Raw genomic sequence first — 17,052 nt, forward strand, 5'->3', positions numbered from 1 at the left:
ATAATAAGAACGTTAGATTAATAGAAGGAGTATTAGCAAAATGAAACGTATTGCTGTTTTAACTAGTGGCGGCGACGCTCCTGGTATGAATGCTGCTGTTCGTGCAGTTGTTCGTAAAGCAATTAAAGAAGGAATGGAAGTTTTCGGAATCAACCGTGGCTATGCTGGTATGGTTGAAGGCGATATCTTCCCATTGGATGCTCAAAGTGTGTCAAATACCTTGTCACATGGTGGGACATTCCTTCAATCTGCTCGTTATCCTGAGTTTGCAACTCTTGAAGGACAATTAGCAGGTATCGAACAACTTAAAAAACACGGTATTGAAGGTGTCGTTGTTATCGGTGGTGATGGTTCTTATCATGGTGCTATGCGCTTGACTGAACATGGTTTTCCAGCTGTCGGTATTCCAGGTACAATTGATAACGATATCGCTGGTACAGATTATACTATTGGCTTTGACACAGCTGTTAACACAGCTATGGAAGCTCTTGATAAAATCCGTGATACATCATTCAGTCACAAACGTACTTTCGTTGTCGAAGTAATGGGACGTAACGCTGGTGATATCGCTCTTTGGTCTGGTATTGCTGCAGGTGCTGACCAAATCATCATCCCTGAAGAAAAATACGACATTAAAGACGTTGTTGCAAAAGTTAAAGATGGTTATGAAAACAAAGGTAAAGAACGTCACCTTATCGTTCTTGCTGAAGGTGTTATGCATGCCGAAAAATTCGCTGAATTGATGAAAGAAGCTGGAGATACTAGTGACCTTCGTGCTACAAACCTTGGTCACATCCTTCGTGGTGGTGCTCCATCACCTCGTGATCGTGTTCTTGCTTCTTGGATGGGGGCACACGCCGTTGAACTTCTTCTTGAAGGACGCGGTGGACTTGCTGTTGGTATCCACAACGAAGAATTGGTAGAAAGCCCAATCCTTGGAACAAAAGAAGAAGGTGCTTTGTTCTCATTGGCAGAAGATGGAAGCATTATTGTCAACATGCCTCACAAAGCACGCCTTGACTTTGCTAAATTAAACCGTGACATTGCTCACTTATAGTATTGTATTTATAGATTAAAAATTATTATTGTTATTAAAAGTCGTTAAATCGACGAAAAATAAAGGGAGTTTCATATTATCATGAATAAACGCGTAAAAATCGTTGCAACACTTGGTCCTGCGGTAGAACTCCGCGGTGGTAAAAAATTCGGCGAAGCTGGATATTGGGGTGAAAGCCTTGATGTTGAAGCATCAGCTCAAAAAATCGCTGAATTGATTAAAGAAGGTGCGAACGTCTTCCGTTTCAACTTCTCACACGGTGACCACGCAGAACAAGGTGACCGTATGGCAACTGTACGTCGTGCAGAAGAAATTGCTGGTCAAAAAGTTGGTTTCCTTCTTGACACTAAAGGTCCAGAAATCCGTACTGAACTTTTTGAAGGTGACGCTAAAGAGTATTCATACAAAACTGGTGAAAAAATCCGTGTTGCTACTAAACAAGGTATCAAATCAACTCGTGAAGTTATTGCATTGAACGTTGCTGGCGCTCTTGACATCTACGATGATGTTGAAGTTGGTAAACAAGTTCTTGTTGATGATGGTAAACTTGGTCTTCGTGTTATTGCTAAAGATGATGCAACTCGTGAATTCGAAGTTGAAGTTGAAAACGATGGTGTCATCGCTAAGCAAAAAGGTGTAAACATTCCTTACACTAAAATCCCATTCCCAGCTCTTGCTGATCGTGACAACGCTGATATCCGTTTCGGTCTTGAACAAGGTCTTAACTTTATCGCTATCTCATTCGTACGTACTGCAAAAGACGTTAACGAAGTTCGTGCTATCTGTGAAGAAACTGGTAACGGACACGTTCGTTTGTTTGCTAAAATCGAAAACCAACAAGGTATTGACAACATTGATGAAATCATCGAAGCTGCTGACGGTATCATGATTGCTCGTGGTGATATGGGTATTGAAGTACCATTCGAAATGGTTCCAGTTTACCAAAAAATGATTATCACTAAAGTTAATGCAGCTGGTAAAGCAGTTATCACAGCAACTAACATGCTTGAATCAATGACTGACAAACCACGTGCTACTCGTTCTGAAGTATCTGACGTATTCAACGCTGTTATCGATGGTACTGATGCAACTATGCTTTCAGGTGAATCTGCAAATGGTAAATACCCAGTTGAAGCTGTTCGTGCAATGGCTACAATCGATAAAAATGCTCAAACTCTTCTTAACGAATACGGACGTCTTGATTCAACATCATTCGCTCGTACTTCTAAAACAGAAGTTGTGGCTTCAGCAGTTAAAGATGCAACAAGCTCAATGGATATTAAACTTGTCGTAGCTCTTACTGAATCTGGTAATACTGCTCGTCTTATCTCTAAATACCGTCCAGATGCTGACATCTTGGCTGTAACATTTGACGAAAAAACTCAAAAATCACTTATGATTAACTGGGGTGTTATTCCGGTTGTAACTGAAAAACCTGCATCAACTGATGACATGTTTGAAGTTGCTGAAAAAGCTGCCCTTGAATCAGGATTAGTTCAATCAGGTGATAACATCGTTATCGTCGCTGGTGTTCCAGTTGGTTCAGGTGGTACAAACACAATGCGTATCCGCACTGTAAAATAATTAAATAATGGAAAAGCCTATCATATCAAGCTTTATCGCGTGTGATAGGGCTTTTTTTATGTTGTGGGGCATTTTTGTGGCATACTACAGACATAATTCATCTATTACATCAACAATTTTATCTTTCATCTTGTTTGTGGGGTGCAAAATCTTTCTTTGTATTGAAGTCTATTTGATTTTGAAAGTAAGTATCCATATCTTTCCAATCTAATCTGAAAATTTTTCTTTTTTCTAAATTATTTCACTTACTCTATATAGGCTGTTATGTTTACGTGTTAGCGGTTTTTTCTTGATTTTCGGATGAAATGACCTACTTTTTTTATACAATGAAAAATGATATAATAGAACAAAGAATAGGAGAAATTATGGTAAAGCGCGATTTTATTCGAAATATTATTATAGCTTTGATAGCTATTTTGGCGATATTCTTGCTGAGGATTTTTGTTTTTTCAACATTTAAAGTTCATGAGGATGCGGCTAATTCGTATTTGTCGAATGGGGATGTTGTAGTTGTCAATCGTAATCGGACTCCTCAATACAAGGATTTTATTGTTTATGAAGTTGATGGTACTTTTTATATTAGTCGTGTTATTGCGACTGCTGGTGAAAGTGCGACAGTTATGGACGATATCCTGTATATTGATAACGAAGTTCAAGAAGAGCCATACATTAGCCAAATTAAGTCTGAATATCTATCGACATCGGATAATCAACAAGCCTTTACATCTGATTTTTCCGTTAATACTATCACGAATAATAAATATAGCGAAGTGCCTAAGGGAAGTTATCTGGTATTAAACGATGATCGTCAGAATACAAATGATAGTCGTACGTTTGGTCTGATTAAAGAAAGTCAGATACGCGGTGTCGTTACGTTTAAACTATTACCACTGAGTAAATTTGGCTTCATCACAACAGAGTAGCAGTAGCTGCTCTGTTTTTTATGAGATATACCAATCGATAATCGGTATATATAAAACTATACCAATTTAATTGTTGACAATATAAAAACAAAGTTATATACTGATATTGTTGGGTTTTATAGAGTCTTCATTAGACTATACCAATTTAAAAAATAAGAAAGAATTAGCAAGTAAAGTCTTGTTAAAGGTGAGAATTATGTGTGGTATTGTTGGTGTTGTAGGAAATAAAAATGCAACAGACATTTTGATGCAAGGTCTTGAAAAGCTCGAATATCGTGGTTATGATTCTGCTGGAATTTACGTGACTAATGGTACAGATCAAGGACGTTTGATTAAATCTGTTGGACGCATTTCAGATCTTCGTGCTAAAATTGGCATTGATGTGGCAGGATATACAGGTATTGGTCACACACGTTGGGCAACTCATGGTCAAGCAACAGAGACAAATGCTCACCCACATACATCAGAAACAGGACGTTTTGTCTTGGTTCATAATGGTGTCATTGAAAACTATTTGCAAATTAAAGAAACATATCTTTCAGAACATCATTTGAAAGGTGAAACAGATACAGAAATTGTTGTTCATTTAGTTGGACAATTCGTTTCAGAAGGTTTATCAGTTCTTGAAGCTTTCAAGAAAGCTTTAACTATCATCGAAGGTTCATACGCTTTTGCACTTGTTGATTCAGAAGATGCAGATACGATTTATGTTGCTAAAAATAAATCCCCGCTTTTGATTGGTTTAGGTGATGGTTACAACATGGTATGTTCGGATGCGATGGCAATGATTCGTGAAACAAGTGAATTTATGGAAATTCATGATAAAGAATTGGTTGTCTTGACTAAAGATTCTGCGACAGTTACTGATTACGAAGGTAATGAAATTGAACGCGAATCATACATAGCTGAGCTTGATTTGTCAGATATTGGTAAAGGAACTTACCCTTACTATATGTTGAAAGAAATCGACGAACAACCAACTGTTATGCGTAAATTGATTAATAATTACTCAGATAGCGAAGGAAATATGGTTGTTGAACCTGATATTGTTAAGACAGTACAAGAGGCTGATCGTATTTATATCTTGGCAGCAGGAACTTCTTATAATGCTGGTTTTGCATCAAAAGCAATGCTTGAAAAATTGACAGATACGCCAGTTGAACTTGGAATTGCTTCAGAATGGGGCTACAATATGCCACTTTTGAGCAAGAAACCAATGTTTATCTTGCTTAGCCAATCAGGTGAAACGGCTGACAGTCGTCAAGTTTTGGTAAAAGCAAATCAAATGGGTATTCCAAGTTTGACAGTTACTAATGTTCCTGGCTCAACGTTATCACGTGAAGCAACTTATACAATGCTTTTACACGCTGGTCCTGAAATTGCCGTTGCATCAACTAAAGCTTACACAGCACAAATTGCTGCTTTAGCCTTTTTGGCTAAGGCTGTCGGTGAAGCAAACGGCAAAAAAGAAGCGCTTGAGTTTGACTTGGTACATGAATTATCTATCGTTGCACAATCTATCGAAGCAACGTTGTCAGAAAAAGATATGATTGCTGAAAAAGTGGAAGCACTGCTTAAAACAACTCGCAATGCTTTCTACATTGGTCGTGGCAATGATTACTATGTTGCGATGGAAGCAAGTTTGAAATTAAAAGAAATTTCTTACATTCAATGTGAAGGATTTGCTGCAGGAGAATTAAAACACGGTACAATTTCATTGATTGAAGATGGCACACCAGTTCTTGGTTTGATTTCATCAAGCGAAGCGATTGCTAGTCACACACGTGGTAATATTCAAGAGGTTTCTGCGCGTGGTGCAAATGTATTGACAGTCGTTGAAGAAGAATTGGCTAAACCAGGGGATGATATTGTTGTTAACCAAGTTCATCCATATTTAACAAGCATTTCAATGGTAATTCCAACACAACTCATTGCTTACTTTGCTTCTCTACAACGTGGTCTTGACGTTGATAAACCACGTAACTTGGCAAAAGCGGTTACTGTTGAATAATCTCTTGTCAAATAGTAATTTCTAGGGTAAAATGAGTAATGTAACTTTTTTGAAGTCGGAAATAAAAGTTATAGCTATTTTTGATAAGGAGAAATGATGTCTTTACCAAATTGTCCACAATGTAACTCTGAGTATGTTTACGAAGATGGTTTATTACTAGTTTGCCCAGAGTGCGCTTATGAATGGAATCCAAGCGATTCAGTTGAAGAAGAAGGCTTGGTTGTTCTTGATAGCAACGGTACACGTCTTGCTGACGGAGATAGCATTACTATCGTGAAAAATCTAAAAGTAAAAGGTGCACCAAAAGACCTTAAACAAGGTACCCGTGTGAAAAACATTCGTCTTGTTGAAGGTGACCACAACATTGATTGTAAAATTGATGGTTTTGGCGCAATGAAATTAAAATCAGAGTTTGTTAAAAAATTGTAATGATTGAAAGCTAGACGAGATGTCTAGTTTTTTAGTTTGATGACGATTTTTGGCAAAATTTTTAAGCATGGACTAGTCAGTAAATGTCTGTTATTTTTATACTTTTTATGTAAAAATATTCTCAGATATATTCAAACCGTCTGAAATTTTGGTATAATAGAAACAAATTCTATTTAGGAGATCACATGTCGTATATTTTACAAGTTCTGCCAAGCTTGTTAGATGGCGCTAAGGTAACTTTGCAAGTTTTCTGTATTGTTATTGTTTTGTCAATACCGTTTGGTGCTATCTTGGCTTTTTTGATGCAGATTAAATTCAAACCATTACAATGGTTGTTGACGTTATATGTTTGGATTATGCGTGGAACACCATTGCTATTACAATTAATTTTCTTCTACTACGTGTTACCGAGCGTTGGTATTGTAATGGATCGCTTGCCAGCAGCTATTTTAGCGTTCACGTTGAATTACGCAGCTTATTTTGCAGAAATTTTCCGCGGAGGTATTGCAGCCATTCCTAAAGGGCAATACGAAGCAGCTAAAGTTTTAAAACTAAATCAACTTCAAACGATTCATTATATTATCTTACCGCAAGTGTTCAAGATTGTTTTGCCAAGTGTTTTCAATGAAATCATTAATCTAGTTAAAGATTCATCATTGGTTTACGTTCTTGGTGTGGGCGATTTGTTGCTTGCAAGTAAAACCGCAGCCAATCGTGATGCCACATTAGCACCGATGTTTGTTGCTGGAGCAATTTACTTGTTAATGATTGGTGTGGTGACATTAATTTCAAAACAAACTGAAAAGAAATTTAATTACTATAAATAAGAGGTGACCAGATGTTAGAATTAAAAAATATTTCCAAACAATTTGGTCAAAAGAAGATTTTTGATCATTTTAATTTGACGATTGAAGATGGCAAAATTTTATCTCTCGTTGGTCCGTCAGGTGGTGGAAAGACAACCTTGCTACGTATGCTTGCTGGACTTGAAAAAATTGATTCTGGAGAAATTATTCATAATGGTGAAGTCGTTCCTATCGACCATCTAGAGATGCTTAATTTACTTGGTTTTGTTTTTCAAGATTTTCAGCTTTTCCCTCATTTATCTGTTTTAGATAATTTGACCTTATCGCCTGTAAAAACAATGGGAATGACAAAAGAAACAGCTAAAGAAAAAGCGGTTACCTTGCTTCAACGCCTGGGTCTTGGTGAATACGCTGATGCTTATCCGTATTCGTTGTCAGGTGGTCAAAAACAACGTGTGGCTTTGGCGCGTGCTATGATGATTGACCCACAAATTATTGGTTATGATGAGCCAACATCAGCACTTGACCCAGAATTGCGTCAAGAAGTTGAAAAGTTGATTTTACAAAATCGTGAAGCTGGCATGACTCAAATCGTTGTTACCCACGATTTAAAGTTTGCAGAAAGCATTTCAGATCATATTTTAAGAATTAATCCAAAATAAAGAAAGTTTTACTAGGTGAGTTTATGAAATTCAAAAAAGTTCTTGTGGGCGTTTTGGCGCTTGTATCAACGCTAACTTTGGCGGCTTGTAGTTCTTCATCATCTAAAAAAGCGACGAGTACTGACCAATGGGACGCTTACGTCAAAAACGGTGAGATTACTATCGGGTTTGACAATACATTTGTTCCTATGGGGTATGAGGATGAGGACGGAAGTAATGTTGGTTTTGATATTGATTTGGCAAATGCCGTCTTTAAAGAATATGGTATTACCGTCAAATGGCAATCAATTAACTGGGATATGAAAGAAACCGAGTTAAATAACGGAACTATTGATTTAATTTGGAACGGTTATTCTATCACAGATGAGCGTTCTGAAAAGGTGCTCTTTACGGATCCATACATGGTTAATGAGCAGGTCTTGGTAACTAAAAAATCGTCAGGCATTACAAGTTTTGCTGACATGAAAGACAAAGTTCTTGGTGCACAGTCAGGGTCATCTGGTTACGATGCGTTCACCTCACATCCAGAAGTGTTGAAGGACATTGTTTCTGGTGGCGATGCGACACAATACGAAACCTTCACACAAGCGCTTATCGATTTGAAAAATGACCGTATTGACGGTTTGTTGATTGATAAAGTTTACGCTAATTACTACCTTGAACAAGAAGGTGAACTTGATAACTACAATATCATTTCAAGTGAATTTGACGGTGAAGACTTTGCCGTCGGTGCTCGTAAAGCCGATAAGACACTTGTTAAGAAAATCAATCAAGCTTTTAAGAAGTTGTATCAAGACGGTACATTTCAAGAAATTTCAAACAAATGGTTTGGTGAAGATGTCGCAACAGACGACGTTAAAAACTAAACGAGGAATAGCAAAACTCTGAGGTTAGCCTCAGAGTTTTTGTTTATTATGATTTTGATAGATTTCTTGTTTAGTCAAAAGTCTAGAACAGCATATTTAGTCTTTTGCTTCAATATTAGAGTTATCGCTAATTGAGGTAATTTGGTGGAAAATAAGATGCCATTCTTCTTTACGACGCCAAATGCTGGTGTGTGATTTATGACCAAGCGTGTAAGTGATGAGTTTTGTTTTTTGGCTGATTGACGTCATTTGAAAATCATCAAAATTGCTCATGTAATGTTTTTTACGGGAAATCATTTCCTCTTTTGAATAAGTTTTTCCGTCATCGTCAATAAGTGTAAAACTATCAGCTAGCAGGTCTTCGTAGTCTGGAATTTTGGAAAGAATGATTTTTTCGTCTTTATAAAGTTTTTTATAAACATTTTCCCAAATTTCATCTTCAGGAATAGCAGCAGGTTCAACGTGAACGTCGGTATCATACACCGAAAATTCCTGACTGAGCAATGTTTCAATCTGTTCGGTAATTTCATGGCTTTCGTAAACAGAAAGGTCTGGATTCATTTCGACGACAATATCAAGGTAAATATTACTTCCGTATGAACGCCCACGTTGAGATTTAACAGCAGTTACTTTAGGAATTTTTAAAATGGCTTCCTTGTATTTTTTTAGCTCTTTTTCATCGAAACCGTCTGATAAGCTAAAGGCGCTTTCCATAAAAATGTCATAAGCCGTTTTCAAGATAAAATAGGTAATGACAATGGCGGCAAGTCTATCAATGATAACAAGATTGAAAGAAGCGGCAACAATAGCAACAGATGTACCAATAGAAGTGACCGCATCAGAAAGATTATCCTTTGCAGCAGCAACCAGAGCACTTGATTTCACCTTTTGTGATAGGCGTTTATTGTGAACATAAACACCATACATAATAATAGCTGAAATGACACCGACGATAGCTCCCTCTGGGTCAATGGCTGTGCTGCTTCCAGAAATGATTTTCTGAATTGTTTGAGACAGCACTTGGAAACCAACGATAAACATGATAAATGATGTAATCAAACTCGCTAAATCTTCAATTTTCCAATGCCCAAAACGATGTTCGGCATCTGCTGGCTTACTGGCTAAATGAAGTCCGATTAGCAGAGCAACATTTCCCAAAATATCAGATAAGTTGTTAAAACCATCGGCAATAAGTGATGATGAATTAAGCGTGTAACCTGCAATTAGCTTGGCGATAGAAATTGTAAGATACGCAATGATACTTACTATTGGACCACGTTTAGCTAACTGAAGATTTTCAGCTGGTGTTGGCATAAGCAATAACTCCTTTGAAAACGATAGTTATATCATAAAATCAATAATTGTTAAAATAAATATTACTCTCTATTATATCATTAGTTTAAGCTTGTCACAAAGAAAATATGATAAAATCAATTATTTAGCGTTGATAGCAAATTAAAAATCTGGAACAAATTCCAGACTTTTGATTAATGGTTATCAAAATAATGTTTTGTTTCTTTTATAATAATTGGTGAAAGTGCTAGTAAGGCAATCAAGTTCGGAATGGCCATAAGCCCGTTAACAATATCAGCGATAACCCAAATTGTTTCTAGGCTGATGTAACCACCCAAAGCAACCATAGCAACAAAGACAATACGATAAACCGGGATAGCTTTGACACCAAATAAGAACTCAAAACAACGTTCCCCATAGTAGCACCAACCAAGAATCGTTGTGAAAGCAAATAAAATCAAACTAATAGTTAAGGCATAAACACCGAAGTTTCCAAAGACAGATGAAAATGCTGATTGCGTGAGCGTTGCTCCATTCAAATTGCTTGACCAGCCACCAGTAACGATAATAGAAAGACCTGTTAAAGTACAAATAATAATGGTATCAATAAATGTTCCTGTCATAGAGACAAGTCCTTGTTCAACAGGTTCTTCCGTTTTAGCAGCAGCGGCGGCGATAGGTGCAGAACCAAGTCCAGATTCATTAGAGAAGATACCACGTGCAATCCCTGCTTGAATAGCTGTGACAACTGTTGCACCAGCAAAACCACCTGTAGCAGCTTTTCCAGTAAATGCTGAGCGTAGAACTAATCCTAAACTTGGAACAATATTGTCAAAATGGAAGGCTAGGATTATAAGGGTTGTTAAGATGTAAATAATTGCCATAAAAGGAACAATCTTTTCAGCTACTTTAGAGATAGATTGAATGCCACCAAAGATGATAATACTAACCAACACAGCTAAAATGAGACTGATCACTTTAGGCGACCAACCAACGGTATTGTTAAGAGAGTCTGTAATAGAATTAACTTGTGTAAATGTCCCAGAACCAAAAAGTGCTACCATAACACCAAAGATAGAAAAAGCAATAGCGAGCGGTTTCCAATGTTTGCCCATTCCATTTACGATATAGTGCATGGGTCCGCCTGCGATGTCCCCGTTGGCATCTCGGGTACGGTATTTAATGGCAAGAACGCCTTCGGCATACTTGGTTGCCATACCGAAGAACGCAGCTATCCACATCCAAAATAACGCCCCAGGTCCACCTAACTTAATGGCAGTTGCAACTCCGACGATATTCCCGGTTCCGATGGTTGCTGCGAGAGCTGTTGCAAGAGCCGCAAAGCTTGAAATGTCTCCTTGACCTTTAGCTTCAGCTGAAAAGATGAGTTTCAAGGCTTTTGAAAGGCGGAAAACCTGCAACAGACCTAAACGCGTAGAAAGGTAAATCCCAGTTCCGACAAGAAGGACAAGAAGGGGCGGTCCCCAGACAAGGCTGTCTAAAGACGATAGAAAATCATACATAAGTAAAAACTCCTAATAATCATAGCACTTAAATCACTGGTTAAAAGATAAAACCAATTGTTTAACTATTAACCACTAAATGAGTACTAGTCTTTATCTATTTTTCGTATTTTCAGAAAAAATAGAATAATTTCAACTTATTTATTATATAGAGAGAAACGCCGTTTGTCAAATTGTCATCTGAAAAGTCTATATCAATAAAGGATAGAGAAGGCTTGGTTAAGGGATTTTACAAATCTTTGTCAGAACATAATCATCAAAAAGTTGAGCAAATGAAAAATGCTGTCTATTCACTAAATAAACCTACTGTTATTTAAAAATATATTTAAATAGTAAATCATAGCAACAATATTGTTATAGTATCATTTTTCAAGAACATAGTAATAGAAAACGCCTATATTTCTGGGTATAATACAAGAGTAAATCAAAATATGAGGTGACTATATATGACAAAACAATTTCCAGAAGGATTTTTATGGGGTGGTGCAACAGCAGCCAATCAATTTGAAGGAGCTTGGAATGTTGACGGACGCGGTCCAGCAACATCGGATACAGCGCGTGCCGTTGCTCCAGAAGAACGAAAATCAATGGGAAGTGAATTTAACTCGCCAATGACTCGTGCAAAATTGGATGCAGCTTTGAATGACAAAGAAGGGCTTTATCCAAAACGTTGGGGGTCTGATTTTTACCATCGTTATAAAGAAGATATCGCCCTTTATGCTGAAATGGGATTCAAGACTTTTCGTCTTTCTATTGCGTGGTCGCGTATTTTTCCAAATGGTGATGATGCGACACCGAATGAAGCTGGTTTAGCTTTTTATGATAAGGTTTTTGATGAGCTTAATAAATACGGCATCGAGCCACTGGTTACTTTATCTCACTATGAATTTCCAATCCACTTGGTAACAGAATACGGTGGCTGGAAAAATCGTAAAGTGATTGATTTCTTTGTTCGTTATGCTGAAACTGTCTTTAATCGTTACAAAGATAAGGTCAAATATTGGTTGACATTTAATGAAATCAATATCATTGGTATGACTGGTTATTTATCAGGTGGGCTCTTGTTTGAAGATGGTAAATTGAACCTCCAAGATATGTATCAAGCAGCTCATCATCAGTTTGTAGCATCAAGTTTGGCAACAAAAATCGGTCACGAGATTAATCCTGATTTCAAGATTGGGTGTATGTTAGCGCGTATGCAAGCCTATCCTGCGACCTGCAATCCAGAAGACGTCATGGAAGAAATCAAAAAAGACCATGAAAATCTATTCTTCTCTGATGTTCAAGTTCGCGGAAAATATCCAGCATATGCCAAACGTTTCTTTAAAGAAAATAATATCGAATTAGAAATCGCAGACGGTGACCTTGAAATTCTTGAAAAATATCCTGTTGATTTCATGTCATTCTCATATTATATGAGTTCAATTGCTCGTAAGCAAAAAACTGGCGACCAAACAGCAGGAAATCTTATCCTAAGTGAACCAAATCCATATCTTGAAGCTTCTGACTGGGGTTGGCAAATTGACCCTGTCGGACTCCGCATTACGCTTAACAATCTTTATGATCGTTACCAAGTACCACTTATGGTTGTTGAAAATGGTCTAGGTGCTCTTGATACAGTAGAAGAAGACGGTTCGATTCACGACCAATACCGTATTGATTATCTTCAATCACATGTCAAACAAATGTATGAAGCCATTGAGGACGGTGTTGATTTGATGGGATACACTTGGTGGGGTTGTACAGACCTTGTTTCGGCGTCAACTTCTGAAATGTCAAAACGCTATGGTTTTGTTTACGTTGATGCTGACGACCAAGGAAACGGTAGCTTTGACCGCTCACGTAAAGATTCATTCTTCTTTTATAAAGATTTGATTGCAACACGTGGTGCTAATATTTTAAACGATTAATGATAATAAACTCAGTTGGGCTTTTTCAGCTGAGTTTATTTGCTAGGAAGGAAAATGATATAAATGGCAATAAAATTGTATTTGATGCGCCATGGCGAGACCTTATTTAATACACAAGGGCGGGTGCAGGGAGCTTGCGATTCGCCTCTAACAGATTTAGGTATTCAGCAAGCTCTTCTTGTCAAAGATTATTTTAATGAAAATAGCATTTGGTTTGATAGTGTTTATTCTTCAACGCAAGAACGAGCGACAGATACTGCTAAATTAGTATCTGGTCAATCACAAGTCACCCAATTAAAAGGCATCAAAGAGATGAACTTTGGTGAGTTTGAAGCTCAGCCTGAATTTCTTTTGCCTAAATTTAGAACAGGTGCTAATTCGTTTGAAGATTTGTTGGTGCCTTTTGGTGGCGAAGACATTGTAACTGTTGGTAAGCGGGCTTTGGACAGTATTCTTGAAGTGCTGGTAAACGATGATCATGCTGATAACATTTTAATGGTTAGCCATGGAGCAACGATGTGGGGTATTTGTCTGCAGCTCGGTATTCAATTTCCAGAGGGAATAGGCTTTTCAAATTGTGCTATTTGTGAGTTCCAATATCATCAAGAACAGTTAGAGTTGCAAAAACTGATTTTACCAACCAAGGCATTTAAGACATATTCATTTGAAAGGGATTAAAAATGGTTAAAACTTTTTATGTAATGCGACATGGTCAAACGCGCTTTAATCTTCAAGGACGTATCCAAGGAGCTTGTGATTCTCCCTTGACTGAACTGGGAATTGAGCAAGCAAAGTCTGCTAGACAACATTTTAAAAAAGAGGGCATTACGTTTACACGTGTCTATTCTTCGACGCAGGAACGTGCTTGTGATACTGCTGAATTAGCAACGGGGCGTACGGATTATATTCGTTTGAAAGGACTAAAAGAAATGGATTTTGGTTCTTACGAAGCACACCAAGAATACCTCAATCCACCTTTACACCGTGAAGATGGTTCAGGTTACCGTGATTATTTTGTGGCTTATGGTGGTGAATCCAATGTTCAAGTTTATGAACGAATGGCTAAGACCATTCGAGAGGTTTTAGAGCAAAGTAGTGATGAAGAACAGCTCTTATTTGTCAGTCATGGTGCGGCAATAACCCAGTTTTACCGCCATGCTACGCTGAATCCGCCAGTTCCTAAGAAACGTCTGGCAAACTGTGCCATTTTCAAAATGACTTATGACGGTAAGGATATTATGGTGCAATCAATCTATAATCCAACAGAAAAAGAGTACATTTTTGAAAGGGAAGAGAATGACTAAGACACTCTACTTAATGCGTCATGGAGAAACCTTGTTTAATCAACTTGGGTTAATTCAAGGCTGGTGTGATTCCCCCTTGACGACAAATGGCAAGCAGCAAGCTCAAGCAGCGCGTGATTATTTTCATACTCATCACATTACTTTTGATGAGCTTTATTGTTCGACCGCAGAACGTTGTTCTGATACTTTAGAAATTGTGAGCGGACGTGCAGATTATACACGACTCAAAGGCTTGAAAGAATTTAATTTTGGTCGAATGGAAGGAAAGCCAGAGTATTTACATCCGAATCGTGAACCCAATCAAAAGGGACATGGTGATTTCTTCCTAAAATATGACGGTGAAAGTGAAACGCAGGTAAGAGAACGGGTTAGTGATACTGTTTTTCGTCTAGTGTCGCAATCAGACGATGACGCAACGATTTTAGCAGTTAGCCATGCAGGTGCAATTATGAGCTTTTTTAGTGCTTTAAAATTAGAAAATCACCCTGAATTGCATTTTTCAAATTGTTGCATTTTTCATTACAGTATCACGGATGACACTTATGATTTAATTAGAATCATTGACCCCGTTAGTGGGCAAATTTATGATAAATAGTATTGTTAGCGAGGAATAGCAAAAAGCAGGTTAAAAGAAGTAGATATTTCGTTTTTTCGATAAATTTTGATATGATATAATGAAAGCAACTGAAAATTAGGAGCTGTTATGAAATTCGAGAAAAAACAAGTCTATTATGTTGTACTTGCCTTTGTCCTTTGTTATGCTATCCAAGCTTATTGGAGTAATGGTGCATCAATTGTCGGAACGATTTATAAGGCAAGCTTCCCCTTTTTAATTGGTGCTGGAATTGCCTATATTGTCAACATTGTCATGAGCTTATATGAGATGCTCTACACGCGCGTTATCAAAAATAGAATGCTTTTGAAGGCCAAACGTGCGATTTCGATGATTTTGGCATACTTGACCTTTATTTTATTGATTAGCTGGCTCTTTTCGATTGTCCTGCCTGATTTGATTTCAAGTATTAATTCCTTGCTGAAGATTGATACTACTGGCATTGCTAATTTTATTAAAGAAGTGAGTGATAATAAGGCTATCAAAGAACTGTTTGATTATTTTGGAAATTCATCTGATATTACCTCAACTCTTTCAGATTATAGTCAGCAAATTTTAAATCAAGTGCTGTCCGTTTTAACAGGGGTTTTGACGTCGGTTAGTACGATTGCTTCAACTGTTTTAAATGTCTTTGTTAGCTTGGTCTTTTCAATTTATGTTTTGGCAAGCAAAGAACAATTGGGGCGTCAGTTTAATCTTTTGATTGATACCTATCTTGGCAAATACGCCGAAAAAGTTCACTATATCCTAGACATTTTGCACCAACGTTTTCACGGTTTCTTTGTTGGTCAAACGCTAGAAGCGATGATTTTGGGGAGCTTGACAGCAGCAGGAATGTTTCTGTTTAATTTCCCCTATGCGGCAACAATCGGTATTTTGGTTGCATTTACGGCATTAATTCCTGTTATTGGTGCTTATATTGGAGCGACCATTGGTTTTATCTTAATTGCCACACAATCTGTTTCACAAGCGTTTCTCTTTTTAGTTTACTTGATTGTTTTACAACAATTTGAAGGGAATGTCATTTATCCACGTGTCGTTGGTGGTTCAATTGGATTACCAGGTATGTGGGTCTTAATGGCAATCACAATCGGTGGTGCTTTATGGGGTATCCTTGGAATGTTAGTAGCTGTACCTTTGGCAGCAAGTCTTTATCAAATCATTAAAGACAACGTTGCTAAGCGCCAACAAGCAAACTTAGATAACTGAGATAATATGGATACAATCAATTTACTCTTTTCAATCGATGATGGCTATGTTTCGCAATTTATGGTCACGCTATATTCGATTTATCAAAATAGTAGCAATCATAACTTAGCAGTTTATGTTTTACAAAAGCAATTGTTAAAAAAGAATGATGACATTTCGGAATTCTGTCAAAAATTAGGTGTTCGTTATACGCCTGTTGTGGTTGGTGAGGAAGCATTTGAAGATGCTCCGACGACAGACCGTTACCCTGAGACTATTTATTATCGCCTTTTGGCTCATGAATATTTGCCAAAGGAATTGGACAAGATTTTATATGTTGATGCGGATATTTTGTGTTTGAATGATGTTGTTCCCTTATATAAGCTGAATTTAGGCGATAAACTGTATGCTGCTGCTAGCCATACGTCAGATGGCAATATTTCAGAACTTGTTAATAAACTGCGTTTACGGAATTTTGAGGCAGAAGGGTATTTTAATTCTGGCGTCCTTTTGATGAATTTGGTTGCTATTCGTCAATCGGTACGCCGACAAGACATTTTAGATTATATTGAGCAAAATAATCATCTCTTGTTGTTGCCAGACCAAGACATCTTGAATGCCTTATATGGGCATCAAACCTTGCAAATTCCTGACCAAATTTATAATTACGATGCGCGATATAATATTCTCTATTATACTAGAAGTTCTGGTAAATGGAATTTAAATTGGGTTATTGAACATACGGTGTTTTTACATTTTTGTGGACGAGACAAGCCGTGGAAAAAAGATTACCGTGGACGTTATAGCGCTCTTTATAAACACTATCAACACTGCGCATTACGTTTAAAAAATAAGAAAAATCATTAGAAAAAGTACCTCGACT

Annotated in this window: 16 protein-coding genes; 14 read left to right on the forward strand and 2 right to left on the reverse strand. The window is 37.4% G+C overall.

What is annotated here, in order from left to right:
• The first annotated feature begins 40 nt into the window (after window positions 1–40).
• The 8 genes from pfkA (at window position 41) to CCC20_RS10740 (ending at window position 8,338) form a co-directional block, all read left to right on the forward strand.
• Window positions 41–1,057: a 6-phosphofructokinase gene (gene pfkA / locus CCC20_RS10705; RefSeq protein ID WP_003064575.1), complete on the forward strand. Its 1,017-nt coding sequence runs from the start codon at window positions 41–43 to the stop codon at window positions 1,055–1,057.
• Between the two features lie 81 nt (window positions 1,058–1,138).
• Window positions 1,139–2,641 (forward strand): pyruvate kinase, encoded by a 1,503-nt coding sequence (pyk, locus tag CCC20_RS10710; protein ID WP_003064576.1) that lies wholly within the window; start codon window positions 1,139–1,141, stop codon window positions 2,639–2,641.
• Between the two features lie 365 nt (window positions 2,642–3,006).
• Complete coding sequence (lepB, locus tag CCC20_RS10715) at window positions 3,007–3,564, forward strand: signal peptidase I (RefSeq protein WP_013851762.1); 558 nt, start codon at window positions 3,007–3,009, stop codon at window positions 3,562–3,564.
• 196 nt (window positions 3,565–3,760) lie between these two features.
• Window positions 3,761–5,575 carry a glutamine--fructose-6-phosphate transaminase (isomerizing) gene (gene glmS, locus CCC20_RS10720; RefSeq protein ID WP_013851763.1) on the forward strand — a complete coding sequence of 605 codons (1,815 nt, stop codon included), beginning with the start codon at window positions 3,761–3,763 and terminating at the stop codon, window positions 5,573–5,575.
• A gap of 96 nt (window positions 5,576–5,671) precedes the next feature.
• Window positions 5,672–6,004 (forward strand): zinc ribbon domain-containing protein YjdM, encoded by a 333-nt coding sequence (locus CCC20_RS10725; RefSeq protein ID WP_003064581.1) that lies wholly within the window; start codon window positions 5,672–5,674, stop codon window positions 6,002–6,004.
• A 185-nt stretch (window positions 6,005–6,189) separates the two neighbouring features.
• The gene (locus tag CCC20_RS10730) at window positions 6,190–6,831 is read left to right on the forward strand and encodes an amino acid ABC transporter permease (RefSeq protein WP_003064584.1); all 642 of its coding nucleotides are present in this window, start codon (window positions 6,190–6,192) and stop codon (window positions 6,829–6,831) included.
• Between the two features lie 11 nt (window positions 6,832–6,842).
• Entirely contained in the window at window positions 6,843–7,472 is a 630-nt protein-coding gene (locus CCC20_RS10735) for an amino acid ABC transporter ATP-binding protein (protein WP_003064586.1), read from the forward strand.
• A 23-nt stretch (window positions 7,473–7,495) separates the two neighbouring features.
• Window positions 7,496–8,338, forward strand: coding sequence for an amino acid ABC transporter substrate-binding protein (locus CCC20_RS10740; protein WP_013851764.1), 843 nt, complete (start codon window positions 7,496–7,498; stop codon window positions 8,336–8,338).
• 96 nt (window positions 8,339–8,434) lie between these two features.
• Here CCC20_RS10740 and CCC20_RS10745 read toward each other — a convergent pair whose 3' ends face one another.
• Window positions 8,435–9,652: a cation diffusion facilitator family transporter gene (locus CCC20_RS10745; RefSeq protein WP_013851765.1), complete on the reverse strand. Its 1,218-nt coding sequence runs from the start codon at window positions 9,650–9,652 to the stop codon at window positions 8,435–8,437.
• 173 nt (window positions 9,653–9,825) lie between these two features.
• Window positions 9,826–11,154 carry an alanine/glycine:cation symporter family protein gene (locus CCC20_RS10750; protein ID WP_013851766.1) on the reverse strand — a complete coding sequence of 443 codons (1,329 nt, stop codon included), beginning with the start codon at window positions 11,152–11,154 and terminating at the stop codon, window positions 9,826–9,828.
• A 446-nt stretch (window positions 11,155–11,600) separates the two neighbouring features.
• On the opposite strand from CCC20_RS10750, the gene CCC20_RS10755 reads away from it, so the two are divergent.
• The 6 genes from CCC20_RS10755 (at window position 11,601) to CCC20_RS10780 (ending at window position 17,036) form a co-directional block, all read left to right on the forward strand.
• Window positions 11,601–13,064 carry a glycoside hydrolase family 1 protein gene (locus CCC20_RS10755; RefSeq protein WP_009854107.1) on the forward strand — a complete coding sequence of 488 codons (1,464 nt, stop codon included), beginning with the start codon at window positions 11,601–11,603 and terminating at the stop codon, window positions 13,062–13,064.
• 63 nt (window positions 13,065–13,127) lie between these two features.
• Window positions 13,128–13,742 carry a histidine phosphatase family protein gene (locus CCC20_RS10760; protein ID WP_013851767.1) on the forward strand — a complete coding sequence of 205 codons (615 nt, stop codon included), beginning with the start codon at window positions 13,128–13,130 and terminating at the stop codon, window positions 13,740–13,742.
• Between the two features lie 2 nt (window positions 13,743–13,744).
• Window positions 13,745–14,368: a histidine phosphatase family protein gene (locus tag CCC20_RS10765; protein ID WP_013851768.1), complete on the forward strand. Its 624-nt coding sequence runs from the start codon at window positions 13,745–13,747 to the stop codon at window positions 14,366–14,368.
• Window positions 14,361–14,963, forward strand: coding sequence for a histidine phosphatase family protein (locus tag CCC20_RS10770; protein WP_003064601.1), 603 nt, complete (start codon window positions 14,361–14,363; stop codon window positions 14,961–14,963). The genes CCC20_RS10765 and CCC20_RS10770 overlap by 8 nt, the downstream gene beginning before the upstream one ends.
• A 108-nt stretch (window positions 14,964–15,071) precedes the next feature.
• Window positions 15,072–16,190, forward strand: a complete 1,119-nt coding sequence (locus CCC20_RS10775; RefSeq protein ID WP_013851769.1) for an AI-2E family transporter — start codon at window positions 15,072–15,074, stop codon at window positions 16,188–16,190.
• Between the two features lie 6 nt (window positions 16,191–16,196).
• Complete coding sequence (locus CCC20_RS10780; RefSeq protein ID WP_003064605.1) at window positions 16,197–17,036, forward strand: glycosyltransferase family 8 protein; 840 nt, start codon at window positions 16,197–16,199, stop codon at window positions 17,034–17,036.
• Window positions 17,037–17,052 lie beyond the last annotated feature (16 nt).

Source organism: Streptococcus sp. LMAG:39, from assembly GCF_008680485.1.
GTDB classification, from domain to species: Bacteria; Bacillota; Bacilli; order Lactobacillales; family Streptococcaceae; genus Streptococcus; species Streptococcus pasteurianus.

What these genes read in the sequence shown, in the direction of transcription:
- pfkA (WP_003064575.1), top strand. Translation starts at nt 41, where the DNA reads ATGAAACGTATTGCTGTTTTAACTAGTGGCGGCGACGCTCCTGGTATG.
- pyk (WP_003064576.1), top strand. Translation starts at nt 1,139, where the DNA reads ATGAATAAACGCGTAAAAATCGTTGCAACACTTGGTCCTGCGGTAGAA.
- lepB (WP_013851762.1), top strand. Translation starts at nt 3,007, where the DNA reads ATGGTAAAGCGCGATTTTATTCGAAATATTATTATAGCTTTGATAGCT.
- glmS (WP_013851763.1), top strand. Translation starts at nt 3,761, where the DNA reads ATGTGTGGTATTGTTGGTGTTGTAGGAAATAAAAATGCAACAGACATT.
- CCC20_RS10725 (WP_003064581.1), top strand. Translation starts at nt 5,672, where the DNA reads ATGTCTTTACCAAATTGTCCACAATGTAACTCTGAGTATGTTTACGAA.
- CCC20_RS10730 (WP_003064584.1), top strand. Translation starts at nt 6,190, where the DNA reads ATGTCGTATATTTTACAAGTTCTGCCAAGCTTGTTAGATGGCGCTAAG.
- CCC20_RS10735 (WP_003064586.1), top strand. Translation starts at nt 6,843, where the DNA reads ATGTTAGAATTAAAAAATATTTCCAAACAATTTGGTCAAAAGAAGATT.
- CCC20_RS10740 (WP_013851764.1), top strand. Translation starts at nt 7,496, where the DNA reads ATGAAATTCAAAAAAGTTCTTGTGGGCGTTTTGGCGCTTGTATCAACG.
- CCC20_RS10745 (WP_013851765.1), bottom strand. Translation starts at nt 9,652, where the DNA reads ATGCCAACACCAGCTGAAAATCTTCAGTTAGCTAAACGTGGTCCAATA.
- CCC20_RS10750 (WP_013851766.1), bottom strand. Translation starts at nt 11,154, where the DNA reads ATGTATGATTTTCTATCGTCTTTAGACAGCCTTGTCTGGGGACCGCCC.
- CCC20_RS10755 (WP_009854107.1), top strand. Translation starts at nt 11,601, where the DNA reads ATGACAAAACAATTTCCAGAAGGATTTTTATGGGGTGGTGCAACAGCA.
- CCC20_RS10760 (WP_013851767.1), top strand. Translation starts at nt 13,128, where the DNA reads ATGGCAATAAAATTGTATTTGATGCGCCATGGCGAGACCTTATTTAAT.
- CCC20_RS10765 (WP_013851768.1), top strand. Translation starts at nt 13,745, where the DNA reads ATGGTTAAAACTTTTTATGTAATGCGACATGGTCAAACGCGCTTTAAT.
- CCC20_RS10770 (WP_003064601.1), top strand. Translation starts at nt 14,361, where the DNA reads ATGACTAAGACACTCTACTTAATGCGTCATGGAGAAACCTTGTTTAAT.
- CCC20_RS10775 (WP_013851769.1), top strand. Translation starts at nt 15,072, where the DNA reads ATGAAATTCGAGAAAAAACAAGTCTATTATGTTGTACTTGCCTTTGTC.
- CCC20_RS10780 (WP_003064605.1), top strand. Translation starts at nt 16,197, where the DNA reads ATGGATACAATCAATTTACTCTTTTCAATCGATGATGGCTATGTTTCG.